We start from the raw sequence: 22,033 nt of genomic DNA, 5'->3' as shown, positions 1-22,033 counted from the left end.
TTCGTTAACAAATGGCAGATACTAAAAAGCCGCGTAACTCTCAGAGTTATGCGGCTTATTTATTGAGCTCTATTAGGTATCAAGTGACCTAGTTAGCAAATAGCTCAGTTCGGAACAATCTCGTTACCGTGAACACCGAATTGCTTAGCTGCGTATGCCACGCGCTCTGCAGGTTTCGGGTATTCAGCCGGCGTACCAAGGTTCTCAATATGGTGCAATCGAGGAAGCAGACCAGCACCGTTCGCGATTTGGATAGCCAAACCTGGACGTGCGTTAAGCTCAAGTACCATTGGGCCTTCTTCTTGGTCTAGAACCATGTCAGTACCCATGTAGCCAAGCCCCGTCATTTCCCAAGCGCTTGATGCCAGTGTTAGCAGTTTTTCCCAATGCGGCACTTGAAGTAGCGCCAACTCTTTACCCGTATCTGGGTGGTGAGTGACTGGGTGGTCAAACTGAACCGCACGAACGGCTTTACCCGTAGCGATACAAATACCTACGCCCACAGCACCTTGGTGCAAGTTAGCTTTACCATCAGAAGCCGAAGTCGATAGACGCATCATCGCCATTACAGGGTAGCCCTTGAATACAATGATTCGTACATCTGGTACACCCTCGTAACTGAAGCCGTCAAAACACTCGTCAAACTTGATGAGGTTTTCAACTACAGCAACATCGTTCTTACCACCGAGTGAGAAAAGACCCGCGAGAGCGTTACTGATGTGGCGCTCTACGTCTTCTTCATTGATAGTCGAACCCGATGGCTTGGTGTAAACGCCGTCCTTGTGAGAAGTCACAACAAGGATACCTTTACCACCACTGCCTTGAGCTGGCTTGATTACGAAACCCGGCCACTCTTTTACCATCTTGTGGATTGTTTTTACTTCAGCTTGATGACCAATCACGCCAATCAGTTTTGGTACAGTAGCACCAGCCTGTTCAGCAATGATCTTCGTCTTAAGCTTGTCATCAACGAGTGGATACTTGGAACGATCATTGTAGCGACCAATATAACTATGGTTACGCTTGTTCATTCCCATTATGCCTTTGTCTTTCAACCTAAACGGTGAAGTAAACTGATCAAACATAACTTAGTCCTCCGCTAGCGGTTTAAAGCGACGAAGCTCGGTTAGACGGTATCCTGTGTAGTTACCTAGTAGCAAGATGGTCGCTAGAATAACAAGTTGTAAACCAATAAAGTTAAACGTTAAGTGCTGAATGAACGGGTTAGTCATGCCTAAGTAAACAAGAACCGCAGTGAATAGAGAACCACCACCTTGTAGCATTACTTCTTTCGCGCCTTCTTCTTCCCATAGGATAGACATACGTTCGATAGTCCAAGATAGGATGATCATTGGGAAGAACGTAATCGATAGACCTTCAGTCAGACCGACTTTAAACGCGACCACGGTAAACACGGAGATAATCATGATTACCGTGATGATTACGGCGGATATCCTGGCTACCAAGAGCAAGTTGAGTTTGGACAAGTAACTTCGAATAATCAGACCCGTACCTACAATAAGCAGGAAGCCAACAATACCCGTTACCAGTTGTGTTTGAACAAAGGCCACCGCAATCAGAACTGGCATGAAGGTACCAGACGTTTTCAAACCGATGATGACACGCAAGAACACAACAATAAGTGCACCGATAGGAATCAGCATGATGGTTTTAAACATCGCTTGCTCTTCTAGCGGTAGGCTATGAATCGATAGGTTTAACAGCTGGTCAGCCGAGACTTTACTGTTGGTTGCTTCAGTTGGTGAAACCTCTTGAGCAATCATAGAGAAGTGAACTTTACTGTTTTGACCGCCAACTACATCCAGTAGAGAAACGTTTGACTCGTCCCAGATAAGTAGGTTTGGTTGAACTTGCTGTTCGCTGGATTCAGGAGAGAATAGGATCCACTCATCGTTATCCCAAATCTGAATCATGTTCTGAATTGATTGACGACGACGGCCATCTTCTAGCTCGATAACACCAACCACTTTGTTGTGTATTTTCGCTGCTGAAAGTAGCTTGTGTGTCGCTTCCACTTTGGTCATGTTGTTCAGAATCAGCGCAGAGTTTTGACTGTCTGGATCATTAAGTGTTTTGATGAGCTCACGAGTGAACGTTAGATTGTCTGCAGAACGCTTTGTTGCTCTGTCAATAAGAGCTAGAGACGCCGCTTCTTCCGGGCCGTCGAAGCTTGGTTGAACCACTTCACCTTCTGGTGGTGTGTCGTTCACTTTAGCTTGGTTGTCGACTAGGAATTGTGTCTTGTAGTAGATGGTTTGAGGGCCATCTGCGTAACGAATAGACCACTCTGCACGACGACCTGACTCAGTATTTAAGTAAGAAATACCATAACCTGGTGATGAAGCCGATTCGCCGATAAGTGTGTAGTTAGACTGAGTATGAGGAGCCGCTAAGGAAACTTTTGCTTCTTTGCCTACTGCGTTGAACTCAATACGAGCTTCAACGTCCCAAACCTGCCTGGTTTCCCCTGGAGTCCAAGGTACACCGTAGGTCGTATGTCTGAACATACTCAGTGTTATGCCTGCCACGATAAGCAGGAATATAGAGATATAAAATGGAATTCTTGACGTCATAGCTTACCCTACTATTGTTATTTAACTTCCGTTTGTACGTACTTTTTACTTACATCTACTAGCGCTATGTCTTTGATAAATTCGCGCCCTAGTAATACAGGGTGACTCATTTGAGAGCGATCCGCCAATGTAAATTGCGCTTTTTCATGGATTTTTCCAACTTTAACCCATAATTCAATCACAGCTCGACGTTCTGTCTGATCATTCGTTGATTGGCGGATTTTCACATAACGTACAACAGGCGCTTCAATCCATTTTTGGTCTTCTGCCGCTTGTCCTTGGTCTTCTAGGTGGAACTTAACCCAGTTCTTACCATTTCGTTCGAATTCTTTAATATCGACGGCATTCAAAGAAGAGGTTGTTGCGCCGGTATCCACTCGCGCATCAAAGCTTTGTTTGATTGAGTCGATAGACACTTTTTCGATTCCGCCAAGGATAGTCGGTTGTGAGGTAGGAGCGATAGGAGCCGCTGCAACTGCCACGGGTTCTTCTTCCTCTAGCTCTTCAATGACTTTGTGTTCCATGCTTGTTAGATGAACATCTAACTGATTTGAAAGGGTGATGATTTCGTCTTCTAAGCTTTCAATGTAATCACTTTGATTACTGACTTGCAGTTCAAGATTTTGAACCTTATTTGCGATGTTTGTCTCTGAGCGGGCAATAGCATCGAGAGTTTCTTGGTGGTAGGCAGCACCGTTAGTAAGGGTACAACCAGAGAGCAAACCAACCGCCACAATAGGCGATAATCGCTTAAACATAAAAAAACCTTTGGAAATTAGAGAATAGTTCAGACTATTTAGAAGTTTAGCCCACAAAAAAGGATGCGTGAAGCATCCTATTGTAAGAGTCTGGTCATATTGAATCGCAATGTGAGCGCTACGCCAATTATTGTAATTTTAAATAGCTCACTTATTAAGCATAAGTCAATTTTTGTTCAATTTGCGCGCATTTTTGTGAAAGCTCACAGCGAAGCAAAAGGTGGCGCTGTAGCCACCAAAAAGCCATTACTCTGTTATCGGCTAAATAATGGCTTTCGGGCATCACATTTATGGCTTGGTCGCCACAAGAATGGCACGTCTTGGTGCTGGGTGACCTTCAACCGTTTTACTTGGATCATTCGGGTCTAAGTAATCTGGTAGAGAGTTGTGTGTCATCCATTCTGTCGTGCGTTGCTCGCCGATTGTCGTGACATTCTCATCCACGATGCGCACGTCTTCAAAGCCGACCTGTTCAAGCCAGCGTTTCAGAGCTCGAGCAGAGGGGAAGAAGTACACGTTTCTCATCTGCGCGTAACGGTCAACAGGAACCAGAACTGCATTTTCATCGCCTTCAATCACTAAGGTTTCAATCACTAATTCACCGCCAGACACCAATTGGTCTTTCAGTTGAATCAAGTGATCAAGCGGAGAGCGACGGTGGTATAGCACGCCCATGCTGAATACAGTGTCGTACGCTTCCAGTTTTGGTAGTTGTTCAATACCTAGAGGTAAAAGGTGCGCACGTTGGTCATCGCCCATCAACTTACGGATCGCTTCAAACTGAACCAAGAATAGGTGGGAAGGATCGATACCAACCGTTAAGCGAGCGCCTTCGCCAAGCATGCGCCACATGTGGTAACCATTGCCACAACCTACATCGAGCACAGAACGGTTTTTAAGTGGTGAGATATGTGGAAGCACACGATCCCATTTCCAGTCACTGCGCCATTCTGTATCGATATGAATGTCGTGAACCGTGTAAGGACCTTTTCTCCACGGGTGGAAAGTCTTCAATAAGCTTTCTAGCTTTTTCAGTTCGCCTGTGTGGTATGGCGTAGAACTACCAATCGTCACTGAATTTTTCAGGTCAACTTGATCTGGCACGTCTTGTGGAATCTTGTTTAGTGCACGTAGCCAGCGGTCAAAGTCACCGTGCTCTGCATTTTGCCAATCGGTCAGTTGCTGTGGCAGGACATTTAGCCACGGCTGAAGGCGAGTATCTTGGGCAATAAGTTGATAAAAATTGGCAAAATTAAACATAGGTTTTCACTGAGTTGGTGGTGTAGAAATTAAATTTGTCACTCCATTAAGAGTGTGGACAAACATGCTAGGGAATCTCGTTTATCGTGTTTGATAAGAGATCCCCAATTCGTTTGTTCCTCGCTCTTGAGGATGACATTTTAGTACGTGCTAACGGTGTCGCGACGGTTACGTAATCTAAAATGTTTACTTTATCGCGAACATTGAACCAAAGTTGAAACATTGGAACCAGACTTCGCTGCTTGAGAAGCCAATCTTATCAAATCGCTCTCTGTGAACAGGGATCGAATCCGGGCGCATCACGTTTTCAATTGCGCTACGTTTCTGACTTACTTCTAGCTCGCTGTACCCGTTAGCACGTTTGAAATCATGGTGCAGGTCGATAAGCAGTTCATTTGAGCTTTCATCTTCGAATACGTATTTTTCTGACAGGATTAAGATCCCGCCTGGGCGCAGGCCAGCATGAATTTTCTCAAGCAGAGCGTATCGATCGTCTGGAGAAAGAAATTGCAGCGTAAAGTTAAGCACCACAACAGAAGCGTCTTTGATTTCCACTTCACGGATGTCGGCTTCAATCACTTCTACCGGTGTGTCACTGCGGTAAGCATTAACGTGCAATTTGCAGCGCTCAACCATGGCCTCTGAATTATCGATCGCGAAAATCGTGCAGCCTTCTTGCTGAATGTGACGACGCATAGAAAGTGTCGCAGCACCAAGCGAGCAGCCAAGGTCGTAAATATTTGAGTGTGGCTTTACAAAGCGCTCAGCCAGCATGCCGATTGCAGAGATGATATTGCTATAGCCAGGCACCGAACGTTGAATCATATCCGGAAATACTTCAGCAACCCTTGCATCAAAGGTGAAGTCTCCAATTTTATCAATAGGAGCGGAAAAGATATTGTCTGTGTTGCTCATAGCATTTTCTCTCGACAGTCAGCGTAATTGGCACAAAATTCGTACCAAATAAAAGGGGGCGTATTTTACGTAAAAAAAACGCCACTGTCACGAAAACTGAGATTTAGCTCAAGGTTCGAAGCTACTTACAAGTGAGAGGTTAAAACATCGAGATTTGGTGATTGCCTTTTTGAGCTGGAAACTGAGCCAGTTCGGGCAGTAATAATGACGTATTTTCAGAGACTTGCTTTTGTAGCCTCTTATAAATAGCAATCGCAAGTTCAGGTGCGTGGTTATTGTCTGGGGTGTGGATCATTAAATAGGGCTGCTTGCCTTCATTAAGCCAGTTTGGGATTTTGGCAAACCAAGGCTTAAAAAACTCAATATTAGGTTCTTGGTCTGGGTGACCAATAAATCGAATCATCGGGTTATTGGCGGTAGCAATTGCATGAACAGGAACACGCGGTTTTTTCTGATGCGCATCGATCACCGCTTCTGTGGTGGGTGGCGCAGAGAAAACGGGGCGGCTGTCCATAATGATGCGATTGATGCCTTCCTCAACCAGCCATTGGTTGAAGCGTTTTTCCGCATCGCCCTTATCAAAGAAACCTAAGTGTCGAACTTCGACGCCAAGCTGCATATCTTTTGGGAATAAGGTGCAAAACTTTTGTAGGGCAGGCAGCATGCTGGGCTCAAAACTGTGCGGCAGCTGAATCGTCCATTGACCAATACGGTCATGCAGTGGCGACATCGTTATCAAGAACTCTTTGAGTTCGGCTTGGCAGTGTCTCAGTTGTTGCTGGTGGGTGATGAATTTGGGCAATTTGAAGGTGAACTTGAAATCATCGTGACTGGCGGCTTTCCAATTGTGAACGGTAGACATACTTGGCGTAGCGTAAAAGGTGGTGTTGCCCTCAACGGTATGGAAAACTTGGGTGTATTTTTCCAAGCGTTCGGCAGGCTTGGTGCCTTTACCGTAGAACTGACTTTGCCACTCAGAATGAGACCACATAGTTAATCCAAGTCTTAGAGGTAAAGTTTCTGTTGTTATTACACGATTATCCATCTATTACACCGTTATCCATCACGCCATCAGTCATTACAAAAAGTTTTTGGGTTGAAACGAAAATCTACTTTACGAGAGTTTTGCTGATTAAGGTACTTTCGAGATATAATTATCGCAATTTTTTCGGTTTTGATGAATCTTTGCGCACTTGATGGGCTAAAAAGCAGCAAAGCCAGATAAAACACAATAAATTCGAATGTGGAAGGTCGATTTTAAGCGAGTTTCCGCGTATAAATGTTCCTTTGCTCTGTTGTGTGGAATGACCACTGACAGCTTGGAAATTAGTAAATAATTAAGAGATTGGGAAATTCATTATGCGTACCCATTACTGTGGTAACCTGAACAAGTCCCTGGCGGGACAAACTGTAGAATTGTGCGGCTGGGTAAACCGTCGCCGTGATTTAGGCGGTCTTATCTTTATTGATATGCGTGATCGTGAAGGCATCGTTCAGGTTGTTGTCGATCCAGATATGAAAGATATCTTCCCGATCGCTAACCAACTGCGTAATGAATTCTGTATTAAGTTTACTGGTGAAGTACGAGTTCGTCCGGACAGCCAAGTAAATAAAGACATGGCTACTGGTGAAGTAGAACTTTACGCGACGGGTCTAGAGATCATTAACCGTTCAGAAGCGCTTCCACTAGACTTCAACCAAACGAACTCTGAAGAGCAGCGTCTTAAGTACCGTTACATCGATCTTCGTCGTCCAGAAATGAGCGACCGTATTAAGCTTCGTGCACGTGCTTCTAGCTTCGTTCGTCGTTTCCTAGATGAGAACTTATTCCTAGACATCGAAACGCCAGTACTAACGAAAGCGACACCAGAAGGTGCTCGTGACTACCTAGTACCAAGCCGTGTTCACAAAGGTAGCTTCTACGCACTTCCTCAATCTCCTCAGCTTTTCAAGCAACTGCTGATGATGTCTGGTTTTGACCGTTACTACCAAATCGTTAAATGTTTCCGTGATGAAGATTTACGTGCTGACCGTCAGCCTGAATTTACTCAAATCGATATCGAAACATCTTTCATGACTTCTCAAGAAGTACGTAACGTGACTGAGAAGCTTGTTCACGATATGTGGAAAGAACTTCTAGATGTTGAACTAGGTCAATTCCCAGTAATGCCTTTCTCTGAAGCGATTCGTCGTTTCGGTTCTGATAAGCCAGATCTACGTAACCCACTAGAGCTAGTGGACGTTGCTGACTTGGTTAAAGATGTTGAATTCAAGGTATTCTCTGGCCCAGCTAACGACGAAAAAGGTCGCGTAGCAGTTATCCGTGTTCCAGGTGGTGCTAAGCTAACTCGTAAGCAAATCGACGGCTACGCTGAACATGTAAACATCTACGGCGCGAAAGGCCTAGCTTGGATGAAGGTTAACGACCGTGCTGCAGGCATGGAAGGTATTCAATCTCCAGTTGCTAAATTCCTAAGCGAAGACGTAATCAACGGTATTCTAGATCGTACTCAAGCTGAATCTGGCGATATCATTCTGTTCGGCGCAGACAAAGCGGGCATCGTTGCTGAAGCAATGGGCGCACTTCGTCTTAAACTAGGTACGGATCTAGAGCTAACAGACACATCTGCATGGGCTCCACTGTGGGTTGTTGACTTCCCAATGTTCGAAGAAGACGGCGAAGGTAACCTACACGCAATGCACCACCCATTCACATCACCACTAGGTGTGAACGCGGAAGAGCTAAAAGCGAACCCAGCAGCAGCAAATTCTGATGCATACGACATGGTAATCAACGGCTACGAAGTAGGCGGCGGTTCTGTACGTATCCACAACGCAGAAATGCAAACAGCGGTATTTGGTATCCTAGGTATCGAAGCACAAGAGCAACAAGAGAAGTTCGGCTTCCTACTTGAAGCGCTTAAGTACGGCACGCCACCGCACGCTGGTCTAGCATTCGGTCTTGACCGTCTAGCAATGCTGCTTTGTGGTACTGAGAACATCCGTGACGTTATCGCATTTCCGAAAACAACAGCTGCAGCATGTCTACTGACAGACGCGCCAAGCCTAGCGAACCCAGCATCACTGGAAGAGCTAGCAATCGCAGTTAAATTGGCAGAGAAAAAAGAGCAAGCGTAAGCCTGTTATCTTTTCTTGTTGATGAAGAGATCCTAGTTGATAGAGAGCTCTCAATTAATTAGCCAAGACTTGCCAGTAAATTAGAGAATGCCCGTTAATTTGACGGGCATTTTTTTTTGCGTTCGATATACTAAGCTCATAAAGCATGTATAAATAATCAGTATTGAAGTTATGTCTATTATCTTAGGAATTGACCCTGGCTCGCGTATTACCGGCTATGGCGTGATTCGTCAAAATGGTCGCCATCTATATTACTTAGGTAGCGGTTGTATTCGCACCTCTGAAAAAGAACTGCCGGGCCGACTCAAACAAATCTACGCCGGTGTGAGCGAAATCATCACTCAGTTTCAACCGGATGTGTTTGCGATAGAACAGGTCTTCATGGCGAAGAATGCGGATTCTGCACTTAAGCTGGGACAAGCGCGTGGCAGTGCGATAGTGGCAGCGGTAAATGCTGATCTCCCCGTTCATGAATACGCGGCTCGTCTAATCAAACAAGCGGTGACAGGCAATGGTGGTGCAGATAAGTCGATGGTTCAGAACATGGTGATGAGCATGCTTAAGTTACCCGCTAAACCACAGGCCGATGCTGCCGATGCTCTAGGCGTAGCGATCACTCACGCCAACACCAATAAAACCTTGGTAGCTCTTGCGGGTAAAGCGACAGGCGCAAGAAAAGGGCGTTACCGATAACCATAGGCTATGGCGTTTCTGAAGACAGAATCATTCGGTTTCTTAAGCTAAGCAAGCTTAAATAAATCATCTTAATAAACACAAAGAACTGGATAAGCATCCAGTTCTTTTATATTCTGTCCCTCAAATTATATTCCATCAAGAGAGTGAATTGTGATCGGACGTCTACGCGGTACATTAATAGAAAAACAGCCACCAGAATTACTAATCGAAGTGAGTGGCGTTGGCTATGAAGTTCAAATGCCAATGAGCTGTTTTTACGAATTACCAAACGTGGGCGAAGAGGCAATCATCTACACGCACTTTGTTGTACGTGAAGATGCGCAGCTACTTTATGGTTTTAACACGGTTAAAGAGCGTGCGCTGTTCCGTGAAGTGATCAAAGCGAACGGTGTGGGCCCTAAGCTAGGCCTTGGCATTCTTTCAGGCATGACGGCTAGCCAGTTTGTTCAAAGTGTTGAACGTGAAGACATCTCGACGCTGGTTAAACTTCCGGGTGTGGGTAAGAAAACCGCTGAACGTCTGGTTGTTGAAATGAAAGACCGCCTGAAAGGGTGGGGCGCGGGTGACTTGTTTACTCCAGCGACAGATGCAGCTCCGATTGATTCTATGCCAACCGTTCACGACGCGGAAGAAGAAGCGGTAAGTGCGCTACTTGCATTAGGCTACAAGCCGACTCAAGCTTCCAAGGTGGTTTCTCAAGTGGCTAAAGATGGCATGACCAGCGAACAGTTGATTCGCGAAGCTCTGAAATCGATGGTTTAATACCCAATATACTTGTTCGACAAAATAGACTCATTCACTTTGCCTTTACACAGAGTCAAGAAGCGCAGAGTCAACAAGAGCATAGTTAGGAATAGCAGAATTTATGATTGAAGCCGATCGCCTTATTGCACCGGATAACCCAGTATTCAAAGATGAAGATGTCATTGATCGTGCAATACGCCCTAAAGCACTGGCTGACTATCAAGGTCAGGATCACGTTCGTGGCCAGATGGAGATTTTCATCAAAGCGGCACAACTGCGTAACGAGGCGCTCGACCATCTGTTGATATTTGGCCCTCCAGGCTTGGGTAAAACCACGTTGGCGAACATTGTTGCCAATGAGATGGATGTCAACATTCGTACGACTTCAGGCCCTGTTCTAGAAAAAGCAGGCGACCTAGCGGCGTTACTGACCAATCTCGAAGAAAATGATGTCCTGTTCATTGATGAGATTCACCGTTTAAGCCCTGTGGTTGAAGAGGTGTTGTACCCTGCAATGGAAGACTACCAATTAGATATCATGATTGGTGAAGGCCCAGCGGCACGCTCTATCAAGATTGACCTTCCTCCTTTTACTTTGATTGGCGCAACCACTCGTGCTGGCTCACTGACATCGCCGTTACGTGACCGTTTTGGTATTACTCAGCGTCTTGAGTACTACAAGGTTGAAGATCTACAAAACATCGTTCAGCGCAGTGCAGATTGCCTTGGTCTTTCTATGGAGTCCGAAGGGGCGCTAGAAGTTGCTCGCCGAGCTCGTGGTACGCCACGTATTGCTAACCGTCTACTGCGCCGTGTTCGTGATTATGCGGAAGTAAAAGGCGACGGGCATATTTGTCCGGAGGTTGCTGACAAAGCGCTAAACATGTTGGATGTCGATGCTAAAGGTTTCGACTACATGGATAGAAAGCTTCTGCTGGCGATTATGGAGAAGTTTGGTGGTGGTCCGGTAGGTATCGACAACATGGCTGCCGCGATTGGTGAAGAGAGAGACACTATTGAAGATGTGTTAGAACCTTACTTGATTCAACAAGGTTACCTACAAAGGACGCCAAGAGGTCGAATCGCGACCGACAGAGCGTATTTACACTTTGGAATAGATAAACCCTCCAATCGTTAAATTATTCATTTTTAAAGATCCCAGTTGCATAAGCGCTGGTTTTTTTTGCTTTTTACTGAATAACAACTCTTTGAGCGAGTCGATAAAAAGATCGAAAAGGGAGCTTCAAAAATGGAAACTTTGATTTCAGGTTTGATTTAGATAACAGGAAATGAAATAAGTTGTCATATTTTTTGTTAATACTTTATAGGTAGTTGTAATTCGGATGTTGAGGCGGTGCTGAGCATTTGTCACAGATATCATGCGCTGTTATTAAGACAAGCATAATTGGTGTGATTTTAATCATAATTGTACAAAAATAACTCTAATTTGCTCAAATAAATTTGATACAAATCAACGCAGGGTTCTCCCATAAACCTTTTGAAACATACTGATTTTACCAGTAATATTAGCGCCAGCTATATTAGCTCATGCTTAACAATAATCTAACTATAACGGTACGTTTTTGCTACAAATTTCAATTTGTAATAACAATTACATAAATTGTTTTAACATGGATTTTTGCGGTGAATAATCACACAAGTGTCATTCAGCCGACACAAAGGAGTTACCATGATTGATGTTGTTGATCTGTCGCGATTGCAGTTTGCATTTACAGCGATGTATCACTTCCTATTTGTTCCACTGACTTTAGGTATGGCATTTCTACTTGCCATTATGGAGTCAGTTTATGTAATGACTGGCAAGCAAATTTACAAGGACATGACCAAGTTCTGGGGTAAATTGTTTGGTATTAACTTTGCTCTTGGTGTAGCGACAGGCTTAACCATGGAGTTCCAGTTTGGTACTAACTGGTCTTACTATTCTCACTATGTTGGCGACATTTTTGGTGCTCCGCTAGCTATCGAAGCGCTTGTTGCATTCTTCCTAGAGTCTACTTTTGTTGGCCTATTCTTCTTCGGTTGGGACAGACTGTCAAAGCGTCAGCACTTAGCGGTAACTTGGTTAGTAGCACTTGGCTCTAACTTCTCTGCGCTTTGGATCTTGGTAGCAAACGGCTGGATGCAAAACCCAGTGGGTGCGGAATTTAACTTTGAAACTATGCGTATGGAAATGGTGAGCTTCGCTGAAGTTGTACTAAACCCAGTAGCACAAGTTAAATTCGTACACACAGTAGCTTCTGGTTACACAACGGGTGCAATGTTCATCCTTGGTATCAGCTCATACTACATTCTTAAAGGTCGTGACCTTGCCTTTGCTCGTCGCTCTTTCGCGATTGCAGCGTCTTTCGGTATGGCGGCGATCTTGTCAGTAATCGTACTAGGTGATGAATCTGGTTACGAGCTTGGTGAAGTTCAAAAAGTGAAGCTCGCTGCTGTAGAAGCGGAATGGCACACTGAAGAAGCACCAGCCGCATTTACTGTTTTTGGTATTCCAAACCAAGAGACAATGAATACTGACTACGCAATTAAAATTCCTTACGTAATGGGTATCATCGCAACGCGTTCGCTTGATACTGAAGTAACGGGCCTACGTGACCTACGTGATGACCACGTTGATCGTATCCGTACTGGTATGTACGCGTACGAGCTGCTTGAAAATCTACGTGCAGGCGATAAGTCTGAAGAAAACATGGCTGCGTTCGACGAAGTGAAAGGTGACCTAGGTTACGGCTTGCTTCTTAAGCGCTACACAGACGACGTTGTTGATGCAACTGAAGACCAAATCCAAATGGCTGCGGATGATTCTATCCCAACAGTTTGGCCTCTATTCTGGTCATTCCGTCTGATGGTTGCTTGTGGCTTCATCATGCTGTTTGTATTCGGTGCTGCGTTTGTTCAAACGTGTCGTCAGAAAATCGAACAGAAACCATGGGTACTTAAAGCTGCGCTATTCTCAATCCCACTTCCTTGGATTGCGATTGAAGCAGGTTGGTTCGTTGCTGAGTTTGGTCGTCAACCATGGGCGGTTGGTGAAATCCTACCGGTTAACGTTGCTGCATCAGCACTGACTATTGAACAGCTTTGGACTTCTCTATTCGCTATCCTGGCACTTTACACAGTGTTCTTGATTGCTGAAGTTTACCTAATGCTGAAATTCGCACGTAAAGGTCCAAGTAGCTTGAAGACAGGCCGTTACCACTTCGAACAAAACGATAACTCTGTTGAAGACAAAGTTAGCCGTTCAGTTGAAGTATAAGTGAGGGAATATTATGTTTGATTACGAAAGCTTACGACTTATTTGGTGGGTATTGATCGGTGTTCTACTGGTTGGTTTCGCCGTAACTGATGGCTTTGATATGGGTGTTGCCGCTCTGTCACCTGTTATCGGTAAGAGCGACACTGAACGTCGTATTATGCTAAACACGATTGCCCCTCACTGGGATGGTAACCAAGTTTGGCTTATCACTGCGGGTGGTGCATTGTTTGCTGCATGGCCACTGGTTTACGCAACGTCGTTTTCTGGCTTCTACTTCGCAATGTACGCGACGTTAGCAGCGCTTTGGTTACGTCCACTTGCACTTGACTACCGCTCTAAGATCGAAGATCCAAAATGGCGCAAAACTTGGGACTATGCACTTTGCTTTAGTGGCGCAGTACCACCAATCATTTTCGGTGTGGCATTTGGTAACCTACTACAAGGTGTTCCATTTGAACTGAACGAATTTATGATGTCTAAGTACCATGGTACGTTCTTCGCTCTGCTTAACCCATTTGCATTGCTTTGTGGTGTGTTGGCTCTGATGTTGTTCGTGATGCAAGGTGCAACATGGCTTCAAATGAAGACAACAGAAGCGCTGCACGCTCGTGCTCGTAACGTTGCTCAGATCACTGGCCTAATTGCTATTGCTCTATTCGTTATTGGTGGTTTCTGGGTTCAATCTATCGAAGGCTATGTAATTACGAGCACTATCGATACGTTTGCTGACTCAAACCCACTAAACAAAGAAGTATCACTTCAAGTGGGTGCTTGGATGACAAACTTCGAAACTTATCCAGCAATGTGGGCTGCGCCGATCCTTGGTGTAGCAATGCCACTGCTTGCTGTGATTGCATCTCGCTTTGAGCGTGGTGGTTTCGCATTCTTGTTCTCAAGCCTATCGAACGCTGGTGTTATTCTAACGGCTGGTTTTGCAATGTTCCCATTCGTAATGCCATCAAGCCTGAACCCTAACCAAAGCTTGACTATGTGGGATTCAACAGCGAGTGAGCTAACGCTTGGTCTTATGACTGTCGTTGCGGCGGTAATGGTTCCTGTGATTCTTGGCTACACAACTTGGACATACTACAAAATGTTCGGTCGTCTAGATAAGAAACACATCGAAGATAACGACGTTTCAGCTTACTAAGCTAGAAGTTAAATAACTTAGGAGAAATTTTATGTGGTATTTCGCATGGATTTTGGGTGTACTTCTAGCATGTGCATTCGGCATCATCAATGCTCTATGGCTAGAGCATTCAGAAATGATGGACAAAGACAGTGAGTAATCTCGCAGAGCAAATCGCTAAGCTGCATCAACCAATGGATAAGACTCTGCTTAGAGCCTTATCCCTAGTATTGGGTTTCATGCATGTGGGTTTAGTGATGTGGGATCCTGAAGCGTATGCGACAAGCATCGGTGGCTTTAACGCGATCATCGGGCCAATGTTCATTTGGGCAGTATGCTCAAGCATGGTTTACGGTATCGGATTTAAGCCAAGAGCTTGGATGTGGCAGCTACTGTTTAGCCCATATGTTTCACTCACAATTTTGCTCTACCTAACGACGCTGCGCCTTCTATAAAAGGCAAAGGATTTAGGTTCATAACAACGTGAGCCTTTATACTTGTTGGGTTTTTAGCCAAAAAGAGGTCATCTTATACAGATGGCCTTTTTTTTCGTCTCTCAAATCAAAAAATTCACAGCGATATACTATTAATGATAAGGAGTTAGGTTATAGTGAGATCTTTATCGTTTTGGATTGTGGTAGCAAATTGCAGGGATTATCTAAGCTATTTACGTGGCCAGTGACTGTGTATTACGAAGACACCGATGCGGGTGGCGTTGTATACCATTCAAACTATCTTAAGTTTTTCGAACGCGCTCGAACTGAGATGTTGCGCTCAATTGGCGTTTCTCAGCAAGTATTGTTAGAACAAAACATCGGTTTTGTAGTCCGACATATGGACATTGATTTTATTCAAGGCGCGCGTCTTGATGATTCTTTACAAGTCATTACAAATATTTACGAGTTGAAGCGAGCTACCTTGGTCTTCTGTCAAGAGATCGTAAATCCTGATGGCAAGGCATTGTGTAAAGCAATGGTTAAGGTAGCATGTATCGATAATCAAAAAATGAAACCCAAAGCAATGCCAACATTTATTCTCACGGAGCTAACGAATAGTGACTGCTGAAATCTCAATCTTAGGCCTAATTTTAGAAGCTAGTTTACTAGTTAAGATGGTCATGCTGACTCTTATGGGCATGTCTGTTGTTTCTTGGGCGATGATCATAAAAAGAAGTAAAGTGTTATCTCAAGCTTCTAAACAAACAGAAGTGTTTGAAGACAAATTTTGGTCAGGCGTTGATCTTGCAAAACTGTACCAAGAGAGCAACAAACGCAAAGACGAGCTTTCTGGTACTGAAGAAATTTTCTACGCAGGCTTTACTGAGTTCGCTCGCCTTCGTAAATCGAATGCAACATCACCTGACTTCATTATGGAAGGCACTGGCCGTGCGATGCGCGTTGCCGTTGCTCGTGAGATTGATGAACTAGAAACTAACTTACCTTTCTTGGCGACCGTTGGCTCTATCAGCCCATACATCGGCCTATTTGGTACGGTTTGGGGCATCATGCACTCATTCATCGCATTAGGTGAAGTGAAGCAAGCGACGCTCGCAATGGTTGCTCCTGGTATTGCAGAAGCACTGATCGCAACAGCAATGGGTCTATTCGCTGCGATTCCAGCGGTAATGGCGTACAACCGCTTCAGCAGCCGAGTAGGCAAGCTAGAACACAACTACGCGACTTTCTCTGAAGAGTTTCACAGTATTCTTCACCGTCAAGCGATGGCTGGCAGGGAATAATAGATGGCTGGATACCAACCTAAAAAACGCAAAATGACAGCAGAGATTAACGTTGTACCTTACATCGACGTTATGCTTGTTTTGCTGATCATTTTTATGGTGACTTCGCCGTTTGTTACTCAAGGTGTCGACGTTGAATTGCCTCAGGCTTCAACGGCTAAATCGGCACAAGACCTACTGGGTGACGACAACGCGAGCTTTATTATCGTTGAAGTGAACAAAGACGGTGAGCTTGGTTTGAGCGTGAATGACGAAGAAGTACAACGTGGCTTATCCATGGAAGATATTATCGTCCGAGTAAAAGCTGAGTTGTCTTTGAAGCCGAATTCTCCAGTGGCGGTTGGCGGTGATGCCGCAACGCCATACGCTGAAGTGGTTTTATTACTTGATGAATTAAGCCGTGCAGGTGTGCCAAAGGTTGGCCTTTTAACGGATATAAGGGAATAGCTCCGTAGCATTCATGAAAGCGAATAATAAAAAATCCAATAATTTCAGATCACCGCTTCTTATTTCTCTTGGGCTGCACGTCATTTTATTCGTTGCGCTCATTTGGGGGGCGGATTTCACGATGTCAGAGCCAAAGCCTACAGGGCAGATGGTTCAAGCAGTGGTGATTGATCCTCAGTTGGTTCGCCAGCAAGCTCAACAGATTCGTCAACAAAGAGAAGCGGCAAGCAAGAAAGAGCAAGAGCGTCTTGACAAACTAAGACGTGAAAGCGAACGACTTGAAAAGAATCGTAAAGCTGAAGAAGAAAATATTCGCAAGCTAAAAGAACAGCAAGCGAAAGAAGCTAAAGCAACTCGTGAAGCTGAAAAGCGTCGAGTTGAGAAAGAGAAACAACGCAAAGCTGAAGAAGCGCGTTTACAGCAAGAGCAAAAGAAAGCCGCTAAAGCCGAAGCTGACCGTAAGCTAAAAGAAGCTGCGTTAGTGAAAGCCGAGAACGAGCGTAAAGCCAAAGAAGCGGCAATCGCAAAAGCTGAACAAGAACGCGTGGCAAAAGAAAAAGCAGCGAAAGAGGCAGCAGACAAAGCTCGTAAAGAGAAAGAAGCCGCTGAACTCGCGGAAAAGCAACGCATAGCGAAAGAGAAAGAAGCGGCAGCCGCAGCAGAGAAAGCCCGTAAGGCAAAAGAAGCTGCAGCAAAAGCAGAAAAAGAGCGTAAACAACAAGAAGCCGCATTGAACGATATCTTTGCTGGGCTTGAAACGGAAGCGACTCAAAACTCTTCAGCAAGACAACAATTTATCACTGATGAAGCGCAACGTTACGGGGCTATCTATACCCAACTGATTCAACAGAACCTGTTGTTAGAAGACAGCTATCGAGGACGCTCATGTCGAGTGAACCTTAAGCTGATTCCAACGGGCTCTAACGCGATATTGGGTAGTTTGAGTATCTTAGATGGCGATAGCCGTTTATGTGCAGCAACCAAGCGTGCGGTGGCACAAGTACAATCTTACCCGTTGCCTAAAGACCCAGACATTGTGAACTCACTGAAAGACATTAACTTAACTGTATCACCAGAGTAAAAGGACGAACTTGTGTTAAAGAAACTATTACTGAGTTTTGTTTTCTTAATAGCTACAAGCAGCCAGTTTGCACATGCAGCGCTGGAGCTGGTTATTACAGACGGTATTAACTCTGCAAGACCTATCGCTATTGTACCTTTCCGTTGGGAAGGCTCAGAGCCATTGCCACACGATGTATCAGCGGTTATCGCTTCTGACTTACAGCGCAGTGGTAAATTCAGCCCAGTTGCGACAAGCAAAATGCCTCAAACGCCTTACAGCGAAACTGAGGTTAACTTTGATGCTTGGACTAACCTAGGTGTTGACTCATTGCTTACCGGTAGTATCACTAAAAATGCCGAAGGGCAGTATGTGGTGAATTACCAATTGATCGACATTGTTCGTGGTCAACTGACCAAAGGACAAAGTCGTGCGCTGAGTGATGAAGGCCAATTAGTGCTTTCTAAAGATCACGTTCTATTCAATAAGAAGGCTACGGTTCCTGGTAATCGCTTGAGAGAGTACGCACACCGTATCTCAGACCTAGTGTATGAAGAGCTAACTGGTGAGAAAGGCGCGTTCTTAACTCGTATCTCTTACGTGGTAGTGAACGATAAAGACAAGTACCCGTATCAACTTCGTGTTGCTGACTACGATGGCTTTAACGAGCGTTTAGTACTTCGTTCTAAGCAGCCTCTCATGTCTCCAGCATGGTCACCAGACGGCAAAAAGCTAGCTTATGTGAGCTTCCAGAATGGCCAAGCTGAAATATTCATCATGAATATTTACACGGGTGAACGTGAGAAAGTGACGTCATACCCTCGTCACAATGGTGCGCCAAGATTCTCGCCAGATGGTAAAACATTGGCATTGGTATTGTCGAAAACGGGCAGCCTTCAGGTGTACACACTTGACCTTGCTAGCCGTAAGCTGACTCAAATTACCCGCGGCCGTTCGAATAATACTGAACCATTCTGGCACCCAGATGGCAAGTCTCTTATTTTTACATCGGATCGTGGTGGTAAACCACAGATTTATAATGTAAATTTGTCCAATAATTCGACTTCTCGTATTACTTGGCAAGGTAGCCAAAACTTAGGTGGCCAGATCACTCCTGATGGTCGATTCATGATCATGGTGAATCGCAGCAACTCAGGTTTTAACTTGGCTAAGCAAGATTTGGAAACCGGTGCGGTTCAGGTACTAACAAAAACATTGTTAGATGAGTCTCCAAGTATTGCACCGAATGGAGGTATGGTTATCTATAGCTCTATTTACAACAAAACAAATGTACTATCGATGGTTTCTATCGATGGACGTTTTAAAGCTAGATTACCGGCAACTAACGGACGCGTAAGAGCGCCTGCATGGTCACCGTTCCTCTAGGGAAAATTACATATTCTTTTAGCTATTGATAGTGTTAACTATTGTGGCATTTAACTATCTATAGCACTCTTAGTCGCTGTAGAAACTAAGTTTGATAACGTAAGGAAAAAAAGATGCAACTTAACAAAGTTCTTAAAGGCTTGATGATTGCACTACCAGTGATGGCAGTAACGGCATGTAGCTCAACTGATGAAGCAACATCTGCAACATCTGGTACTGAAAGCAACCAAACAACTTCAGGTTCAGAAGGCAATGTAGACACAACTGTTGTAACGCCAATTGACGCTAACGGTCAACTGTCTGAGCAAGAGCTTAAAGAGCAAGCGCTACGTGAAACTCAAACAATCTACTTCGCATTCGATAACTCTACTATCGCTGGCGATTACGAAGAAATGCTAGCAGCTCACGCAGCATACCTAGTTAAGAACGTTGACATGAACGTTACTATCGAAGGTCACGCTGATGAGCGCGGTACTCCTGAGTACAACATCGCACTTGGCGAGCGTCGTGCACAAGCTGTAGCGAAATACCTACAAGCTCTAGGTGTTCAAGCTGACCAAATCTCTATCGTAAGCTACGGTGAAGAGAAGCCACTTCTTCTAGGTCAATCTGAAGATGTGTACGCTAAAAACCGTCGCGCAGTACTAGTTTACTAATTTTAGTAGACTATATAATTGAGGAATTGCCTCATGTTCAGTAACACAAAGCGAGTCATTTTGCTTTCGTTACTGGCAAGTGCAGCGAACACCGCGTTCGCTGCACCAGCTCCAGTATCCGATCTCAATAGCACCGCAACCAATTCATCATCTTCCTCTCGATCAGCATCTAACGAATCAGATATTGAGCGTTTAGAGCGCCTGCTTCAAAATCGCAATCTCGTTCAGCTTCAAATGCAACAGCAAATCGACGACATGGCACTGGAGATCAGTGAACTTCGTGGTGATCTGGAACGAAACAGCTACGATATGAAGCAAATGCTAGAGCGTCAGCGTGAACTGTTCATTGAACTGGATCGCGTAAGAGGCGAGGTGAAAGCAGCAGGAACAGCAACGGTAGCGGCGAGCGAAGGCTCTAAAGACGCTTCAGGTACGTTCAGTACTGATGTGGATGAGCAAACTGCTTATCAAAATGCTGTAGATATGATTCTAAAGCAACGAGACTACACGGGTGCTATCGCTGCATTCCAAAAGTTTCAAAAAGACTTCCCAGATTCTACCTTCACACCTAACTCACATTACTGGTTAGGTCAGCTTTATTTCGCTAAGAAGCAAGATAAAGAAGCCGTGAAGAGCTTCGCTGCTGTTGTGTCGTACAAAGACTCAAACAAGCGAGCAGATGCACTGGTTAAGCTTGGTGACATAGCAGCGCGCAACAACAACGCGACGCAAGCTAAGAAATATTACCAACAAGTCGTAACCGAGCACCCAAACAGTGCTTCGGCTAAAGTGGCCAAAACCCACTTATAACCAAAATAGGGGTGCTTAGGCGCCTCTTTTTTATACCTGTTCACTTCCGTTTAGTGTTTACTTCTCTTGCTAGTGATGACAACACATCGCCTTGTTTATGCGTTTTAAGCATTAGCTAGTCACCGCTTGCAACCAATCCTTTTTGATCCCAATCGCTGTCCTGTGTAGAATACTCGGATTCTCGGAAGAAGTTGCGTAGAGCAAGAGCAATGAGTCATATACTAGATAAAATCGATACAGTTTACCCGTTTCCGCCTAAGCCAGTTCCATTGAGCGACGCTCAGAAACAGGCCCACATCGCAAACATCAAAAAACTACTTCAAGAAAAAGATGCAGTTCTAATTGCACACTACTACACCGATCCTGAAATTCAGGCTCTGGCAGAAGAAACTGGTGGTTTCGTTGGCGATTCATTAGAGATGGCTAAGTTCGGTAACCGTCACACAGCAAGCACTTTGATCATCGCTGGTGTTCGTTTCATGGGTGAGTCTGCAAAGATTCTTACTCCTGAAAAACGCATTTTAATGCCAACACTTGAAGCTGAATGTTCGCTTGATCTTGGCTGCCCAGCTGACAAATTTACAGAATTTTGTGATGCTCACCCTGACCACACTGTGGTTGTATACGCGAACACCTCTGCAGCTGTTAAAGCTCGTGCAGACTGGGTAGTTACGTCGAGCATCGCTTTAGAAATCGTTGAAAGCCTAGACGCTGAAGGCAAACCCATTATTTGGGGGCCAGACCGTCACCTAGGTTCTTACATCGCAAATCAAACTGGCGCTGACATGTTGCTTTGGCAAGGTGAGTGTATCGTTCATGATGAGTTCTCAGCTGATGCTTTGAAGAAAATGAAATCGGTATACCCAGAAGCGGCTATCTTGGTTCACCCAGAATCACCAGCAAGCGTGGTTGAACTGGCTGATGCTGTAGGCTCAACAAGCCAACTGATCAAGAAAGCAAAAGAGCTGCCTCATCCACAGATGATTGTTGCGACAGACAAAGGCATCTTCTTCAAGATGCAGCAATTGGTTCCTGAAAAAGAGCTGATTGAAGCGCCGACAGCGGGTGCTGGTGCAACGTGTCGTAGCTGCGCACACTGTCCTTGGATGGCAATGAACGGCCTTGAAGCGATTGAAAACGCGCTTGAGAATGGTGGTGAGCAACACGAAATCTTCGTTTCTGACGAATTACGCGTGAAGTCTCTTATTCCATTGAACCGCATGCTAGATTTTGCAGAGCAGTTAAATGTGCAGGTAAAAGGTAACGCGTAAGTCGTTCTTTTATCTAACCAATAAAAAAACCAGCCAATAGTGCTGGTTTTTTTGTATCTGCGTATAGGCCGCCAATATCAATCTTGTGGTCATGTATCTTTTTCTGATGATACATCTTGTTGATATCGCGTATTTTTTCTAGCATGTAAGTAAG

General features: G+C 44.8%; 22 protein-coding genes. 16 read left to right on the top strand and 6 right to left on the bottom strand.

Annotated elements, in window-relative coordinates; translation table 11 throughout:
• Window positions 1-104 precede the first annotated feature (104 nt).
• The 6 genes from BCU07_RS07915 to BCU07_RS07890 all read right to left on the bottom strand — a co-directional run bounded on the left by BCU07_RS07915 (window position 105) and on the right by BCU07_RS07890 (window position 6,572).
• Window positions 105-1,085 (bottom strand): alpha-L-glutamate ligase-like protein, encoded by a 981-nt coding sequence (locus tag BCU07_RS07915; protein ID WP_026084277.1) that lies wholly within the window; start codon window positions 1,083-1,085, stop codon window positions 105-107.
• 3 nt (window positions 1,086-1,088) lie between these two features.
• Window positions 1,089-2,594, bottom strand: coding sequence for an inactive transglutaminase family protein (locus BCU07_RS07910; RefSeq protein WP_065585128.1), 1,506 nt, complete (start codon window positions 2,592-2,594; stop codon window positions 1,089-1,091).
• 17 nt (window positions 2,595-2,611) lie between these two features.
• Window positions 2,612-3,352, bottom strand: a complete 741-nt coding sequence (locus BCU07_RS07905) for an ATP-dependent zinc protease (protein ID WP_065585129.1) — start codon at window positions 3,350-3,352, stop codon at window positions 2,612-2,614.
• A 288-nt stretch (window positions 3,353-3,640) separates the two neighbouring features.
• Complete coding sequence (gene cmoB / locus BCU07_RS07900) at window positions 3,641-4,612, bottom strand: tRNA 5-methoxyuridine(34)/uridine 5-oxyacetic acid(34) synthase CmoB (protein WP_102427846.1); 972 nt, start codon at window positions 4,610-4,612, stop codon at window positions 3,641-3,643.
• Between the two features lie 186 nt (window positions 4,613-4,798).
• On the bottom strand, window positions 4,799-5,527 hold the full coding sequence (gene cmoA / locus BCU07_RS07895) for a carboxy-S-adenosyl-L-methionine synthase CmoA (RefSeq protein WP_017062083.1): 729 nt from the start codon (window positions 5,525-5,527) through the stop codon (window positions 4,799-4,801).
• Window positions 5,528-5,666: 139 nt separating this feature from the next.
• On the bottom strand, window positions 5,667-6,572 hold the full coding sequence (locus BCU07_RS07890; RefSeq protein ID WP_102427845.1) for a DUF72 domain-containing protein: 906 nt from the start codon (window positions 6,570-6,572) through the stop codon (window positions 5,667-5,669).
• Window positions 6,573-6,886: 314 nt separating this feature from the next.
• Between BCU07_RS07890 and aspS the strand changes: the two genes are divergently transcribed.
• The 16 genes from aspS (at window position 6,887) to nadA (ending at window position 21,879) form a co-directional block, all read left to right on the top strand.
• Entirely contained in the window at window positions 6,887-8,665 is a 1,779-nt protein-coding gene (gene aspS, locus BCU07_RS07885) for an aspartate--tRNA ligase (RefSeq protein WP_017062081.1), read from the top strand.
• A gap of 171 nt (window positions 8,666-8,836) precedes the next feature.
• Window positions 8,837-9,358 (top strand): crossover junction endodeoxyribonuclease RuvC, encoded by a 522-nt coding sequence (ruvC, locus tag BCU07_RS07880; protein ID WP_004736470.1) that lies wholly within the window; start codon window positions 8,837-8,839, stop codon window positions 9,356-9,358.
• 153 nt (window positions 9,359-9,511) lie between these two features.
• Entirely contained in the window at window positions 9,512-10,123 is a 612-nt protein-coding gene (ruvA, locus tag BCU07_RS07875; RefSeq protein ID WP_017062079.1) for a Holliday junction branch migration protein RuvA, read from the top strand.
• Between the two features lie 103 nt (window positions 10,124-10,226).
• A complete protein-coding gene (gene ruvB, locus BCU07_RS07870) occupies window positions 10,227-11,243 on the top strand; it encodes a Holliday junction branch migration DNA helicase RuvB (protein WP_017062078.1) in 1,017 nt (338 codons plus the stop codon).
• Window positions 11,244-11,795: 552 nt separating this feature from the next.
• Window positions 11,796-13,382, top strand: a complete 1,587-nt coding sequence (cydA, locus tag BCU07_RS07865) for a cytochrome ubiquinol oxidase subunit I (protein ID WP_102332483.1) — start codon at window positions 11,796-11,798, stop codon at window positions 13,380-13,382.
• Window positions 13,383-13,395: 13 nt separating this feature from the next.
• Window positions 13,396-14,532: a cytochrome d ubiquinol oxidase subunit II gene (gene cydB / locus BCU07_RS07860; protein WP_017067531.1), complete on the top strand. Its 1,137-nt coding sequence runs from the start codon at window positions 13,396-13,398 to the stop codon at window positions 14,530-14,532.
• A gap of 31 nt (window positions 14,533-14,563) precedes the next feature.
• The gene (gene cydX / locus BCU07_RS07855; RefSeq protein ID WP_000270284.1) at window positions 14,564-14,671 is read left to right on the top strand and encodes a cytochrome bd-I oxidase subunit CydX; all 108 of its coding nucleotides are present in this window, start codon (window positions 14,564-14,566) and stop codon (window positions 14,669-14,671) included.
• Entirely contained in the window at window positions 14,664-14,966 is a 303-nt protein-coding gene (gene ybgE, locus BCU07_RS07850) for a cyd operon protein YbgE (RefSeq protein WP_017067532.1), read from the top strand. Before cydX ends, ybgE begins: the two co-directional genes overlap by 8 nt.
• A 172-nt stretch (window positions 14,967-15,138) precedes the next feature.
• Complete coding sequence (gene ybgC, locus BCU07_RS07845; RefSeq protein ID WP_017062074.1) at window positions 15,139-15,576, top strand: tol-pal system-associated acyl-CoA thioesterase; 438 nt, start codon at window positions 15,139-15,141, stop codon at window positions 15,574-15,576.
• Complete coding sequence (gene tolQ, locus BCU07_RS07840) at window positions 15,566-16,249, top strand: protein TolQ (protein WP_017063515.1); 684 nt, start codon at window positions 15,566-15,568, stop codon at window positions 16,247-16,249. The genes ybgC and tolQ overlap by 11 nt, the downstream gene beginning before the upstream one ends.
• Window positions 16,250-16,252: 3 nt before the next feature.
• Window positions 16,253-16,696: a protein TolR gene (gene tolR, locus BCU07_RS07835; protein WP_017062072.1), complete on the top strand. Its 444-nt coding sequence runs from the start codon at window positions 16,253-16,255 to the stop codon at window positions 16,694-16,696.
• A gap of 13 nt (window positions 16,697-16,709) precedes the next feature.
• A complete protein-coding gene (gene tolA / locus BCU07_RS07830; RefSeq protein WP_017062071.1) occupies window positions 16,710-17,777 on the top strand; it encodes a cell envelope integrity protein TolA in 1,068 nt (355 codons plus the stop codon).
• Window positions 17,778-17,789: 12 nt separating this feature from the next.
• Entirely contained in the window at window positions 17,790-19,142 is a 1,353-nt protein-coding gene (tolB, locus tag BCU07_RS07825; protein ID WP_017062070.1) for a Tol-Pal system beta propeller repeat protein TolB, read from the top strand.
• A 113-nt stretch (window positions 19,143-19,255) separates the two neighbouring features.
• Window positions 19,256-19,798: a peptidoglycan-associated lipoprotein Pal gene (gene pal / locus BCU07_RS07820; protein WP_017062069.1), complete on the top strand. Its 543-nt coding sequence runs from the start codon at window positions 19,256-19,258 to the stop codon at window positions 19,796-19,798.
• Between the two features lie 33 nt (window positions 19,799-19,831).
• Window positions 19,832-20,608 (top strand): tol-pal system protein YbgF, encoded by a 777-nt coding sequence (gene ybgF / locus BCU07_RS07815; RefSeq protein ID WP_102427844.1) that lies wholly within the window; start codon window positions 19,832-19,834, stop codon window positions 20,606-20,608.
• 209 nt (window positions 20,609-20,817) lie between these two features.
• Window positions 20,818-21,879, top strand: coding sequence for a quinolinate synthase NadA (gene nadA, locus BCU07_RS07810; protein WP_102427843.1), 1,062 nt, complete (start codon window positions 20,818-20,820; stop codon window positions 21,877-21,879).
• Window positions 21,880-22,033: the final 154 nt, after the last annotated feature.

It is taken from the genome of Vibrio sp. 10N.261.54.E10 (assembly GCF_002877735.2).
Classification (GTDB): Bacteria; Pseudomonadota; Gammaproteobacteria; order Enterobacterales; family Vibrionaceae; genus Vibrio; species Vibrio crassostreae_C.
Note: the sequence above shows the minus strand (reverse complement) of the source record. Positions and strands in the feature narration are given on the sequence as shown.

Excerpts from the sequence above, each read along its gene's own strand:
- BCU07_RS07915 (WP_026084277.1), bottom strand. The coding sequence starts at position 1,085 with ATGTTTGATCAGTTTACTTCACCGTTTAGGTTGAAAGACAAAGGCATA.
- BCU07_RS07910 (WP_065585128.1), bottom strand. The coding sequence starts at position 2,594 with ATGACGTCAAGAATTCCATTTTATATCTCTATATTCCTGCTTATCGTG.
- BCU07_RS07905 (WP_065585129.1), bottom strand. The coding sequence starts at position 3,352 with ATGTTTAAGCGATTATCGCCTATTGTGGCGGTTGGTTTGCTCTCTGGT.
- cmoB (WP_102427846.1), bottom strand. The coding sequence starts at position 4,612 with ATGTTTAATTTTGCCAATTTTTATCAACTTATTGCCCAAGATACTCGC.
- cmoA (WP_017062083.1), bottom strand. The coding sequence starts at position 5,527 with ATGAGCAACACAGACAATATCTTTTCCGCTCCTATTGATAAAATTGGA.
- BCU07_RS07890 (WP_102427845.1), bottom strand. The coding sequence starts at position 6,572 with ATGGATAATCGTGTAATAACAACAGAAACTTTACCTCTAAGACTTGGA.
- aspS (WP_017062081.1), top strand. The coding sequence starts at position 6,887 with ATGCGTACCCATTACTGTGGTAACCTGAACAAGTCCCTGGCGGGACAA.
- ruvC (WP_004736470.1), top strand. The coding sequence starts at position 8,837 with ATGTCTATTATCTTAGGAATTGACCCTGGCTCGCGTATTACCGGCTAT.
- ruvB (WP_017062078.1), top strand. The coding sequence starts at position 10,227 with ATGATTGAAGCCGATCGCCTTATTGCACCGGATAACCCAGTATTCAAA.
- cydA (WP_102332483.1), top strand. The coding sequence starts at position 11,796 with ATGATTGATGTTGTTGATCTGTCGCGATTGCAGTTTGCATTTACAGCG.
- cydB (WP_017067531.1), top strand. The coding sequence starts at position 13,396 with ATGTTTGATTACGAAAGCTTACGACTTATTTGGTGGGTATTGATCGGT.
- cydX (WP_000270284.1), top strand. The coding sequence starts at position 14,564 with ATGTGGTATTTCGCATGGATTTTGGGTGTACTTCTAGCATGTGCATTC.
- tolR (WP_017062072.1), top strand. The coding sequence starts at position 16,253 with ATGGCTGGATACCAACCTAAAAAACGCAAAATGACAGCAGAGATTAAC.
- tolA (WP_017062071.1), top strand. The coding sequence starts at position 16,710 with ATGAAAGCGAATAATAAAAAATCCAATAATTTCAGATCACCGCTTCTT.
- pal (WP_017062069.1), top strand. The coding sequence starts at position 19,256 with ATGCAACTTAACAAAGTTCTTAAAGGCTTGATGATTGCACTACCAGTG.
- ybgF (WP_102427844.1), top strand. The coding sequence starts at position 19,832 with ATGTTCAGTAACACAAAGCGAGTCATTTTGCTTTCGTTACTGGCAAGT.
- nadA (WP_102427843.1), top strand. The coding sequence starts at position 20,818 with ATGAGTCATATACTAGATAAAATCGATACAGTTTACCCGTTTCCGCCT.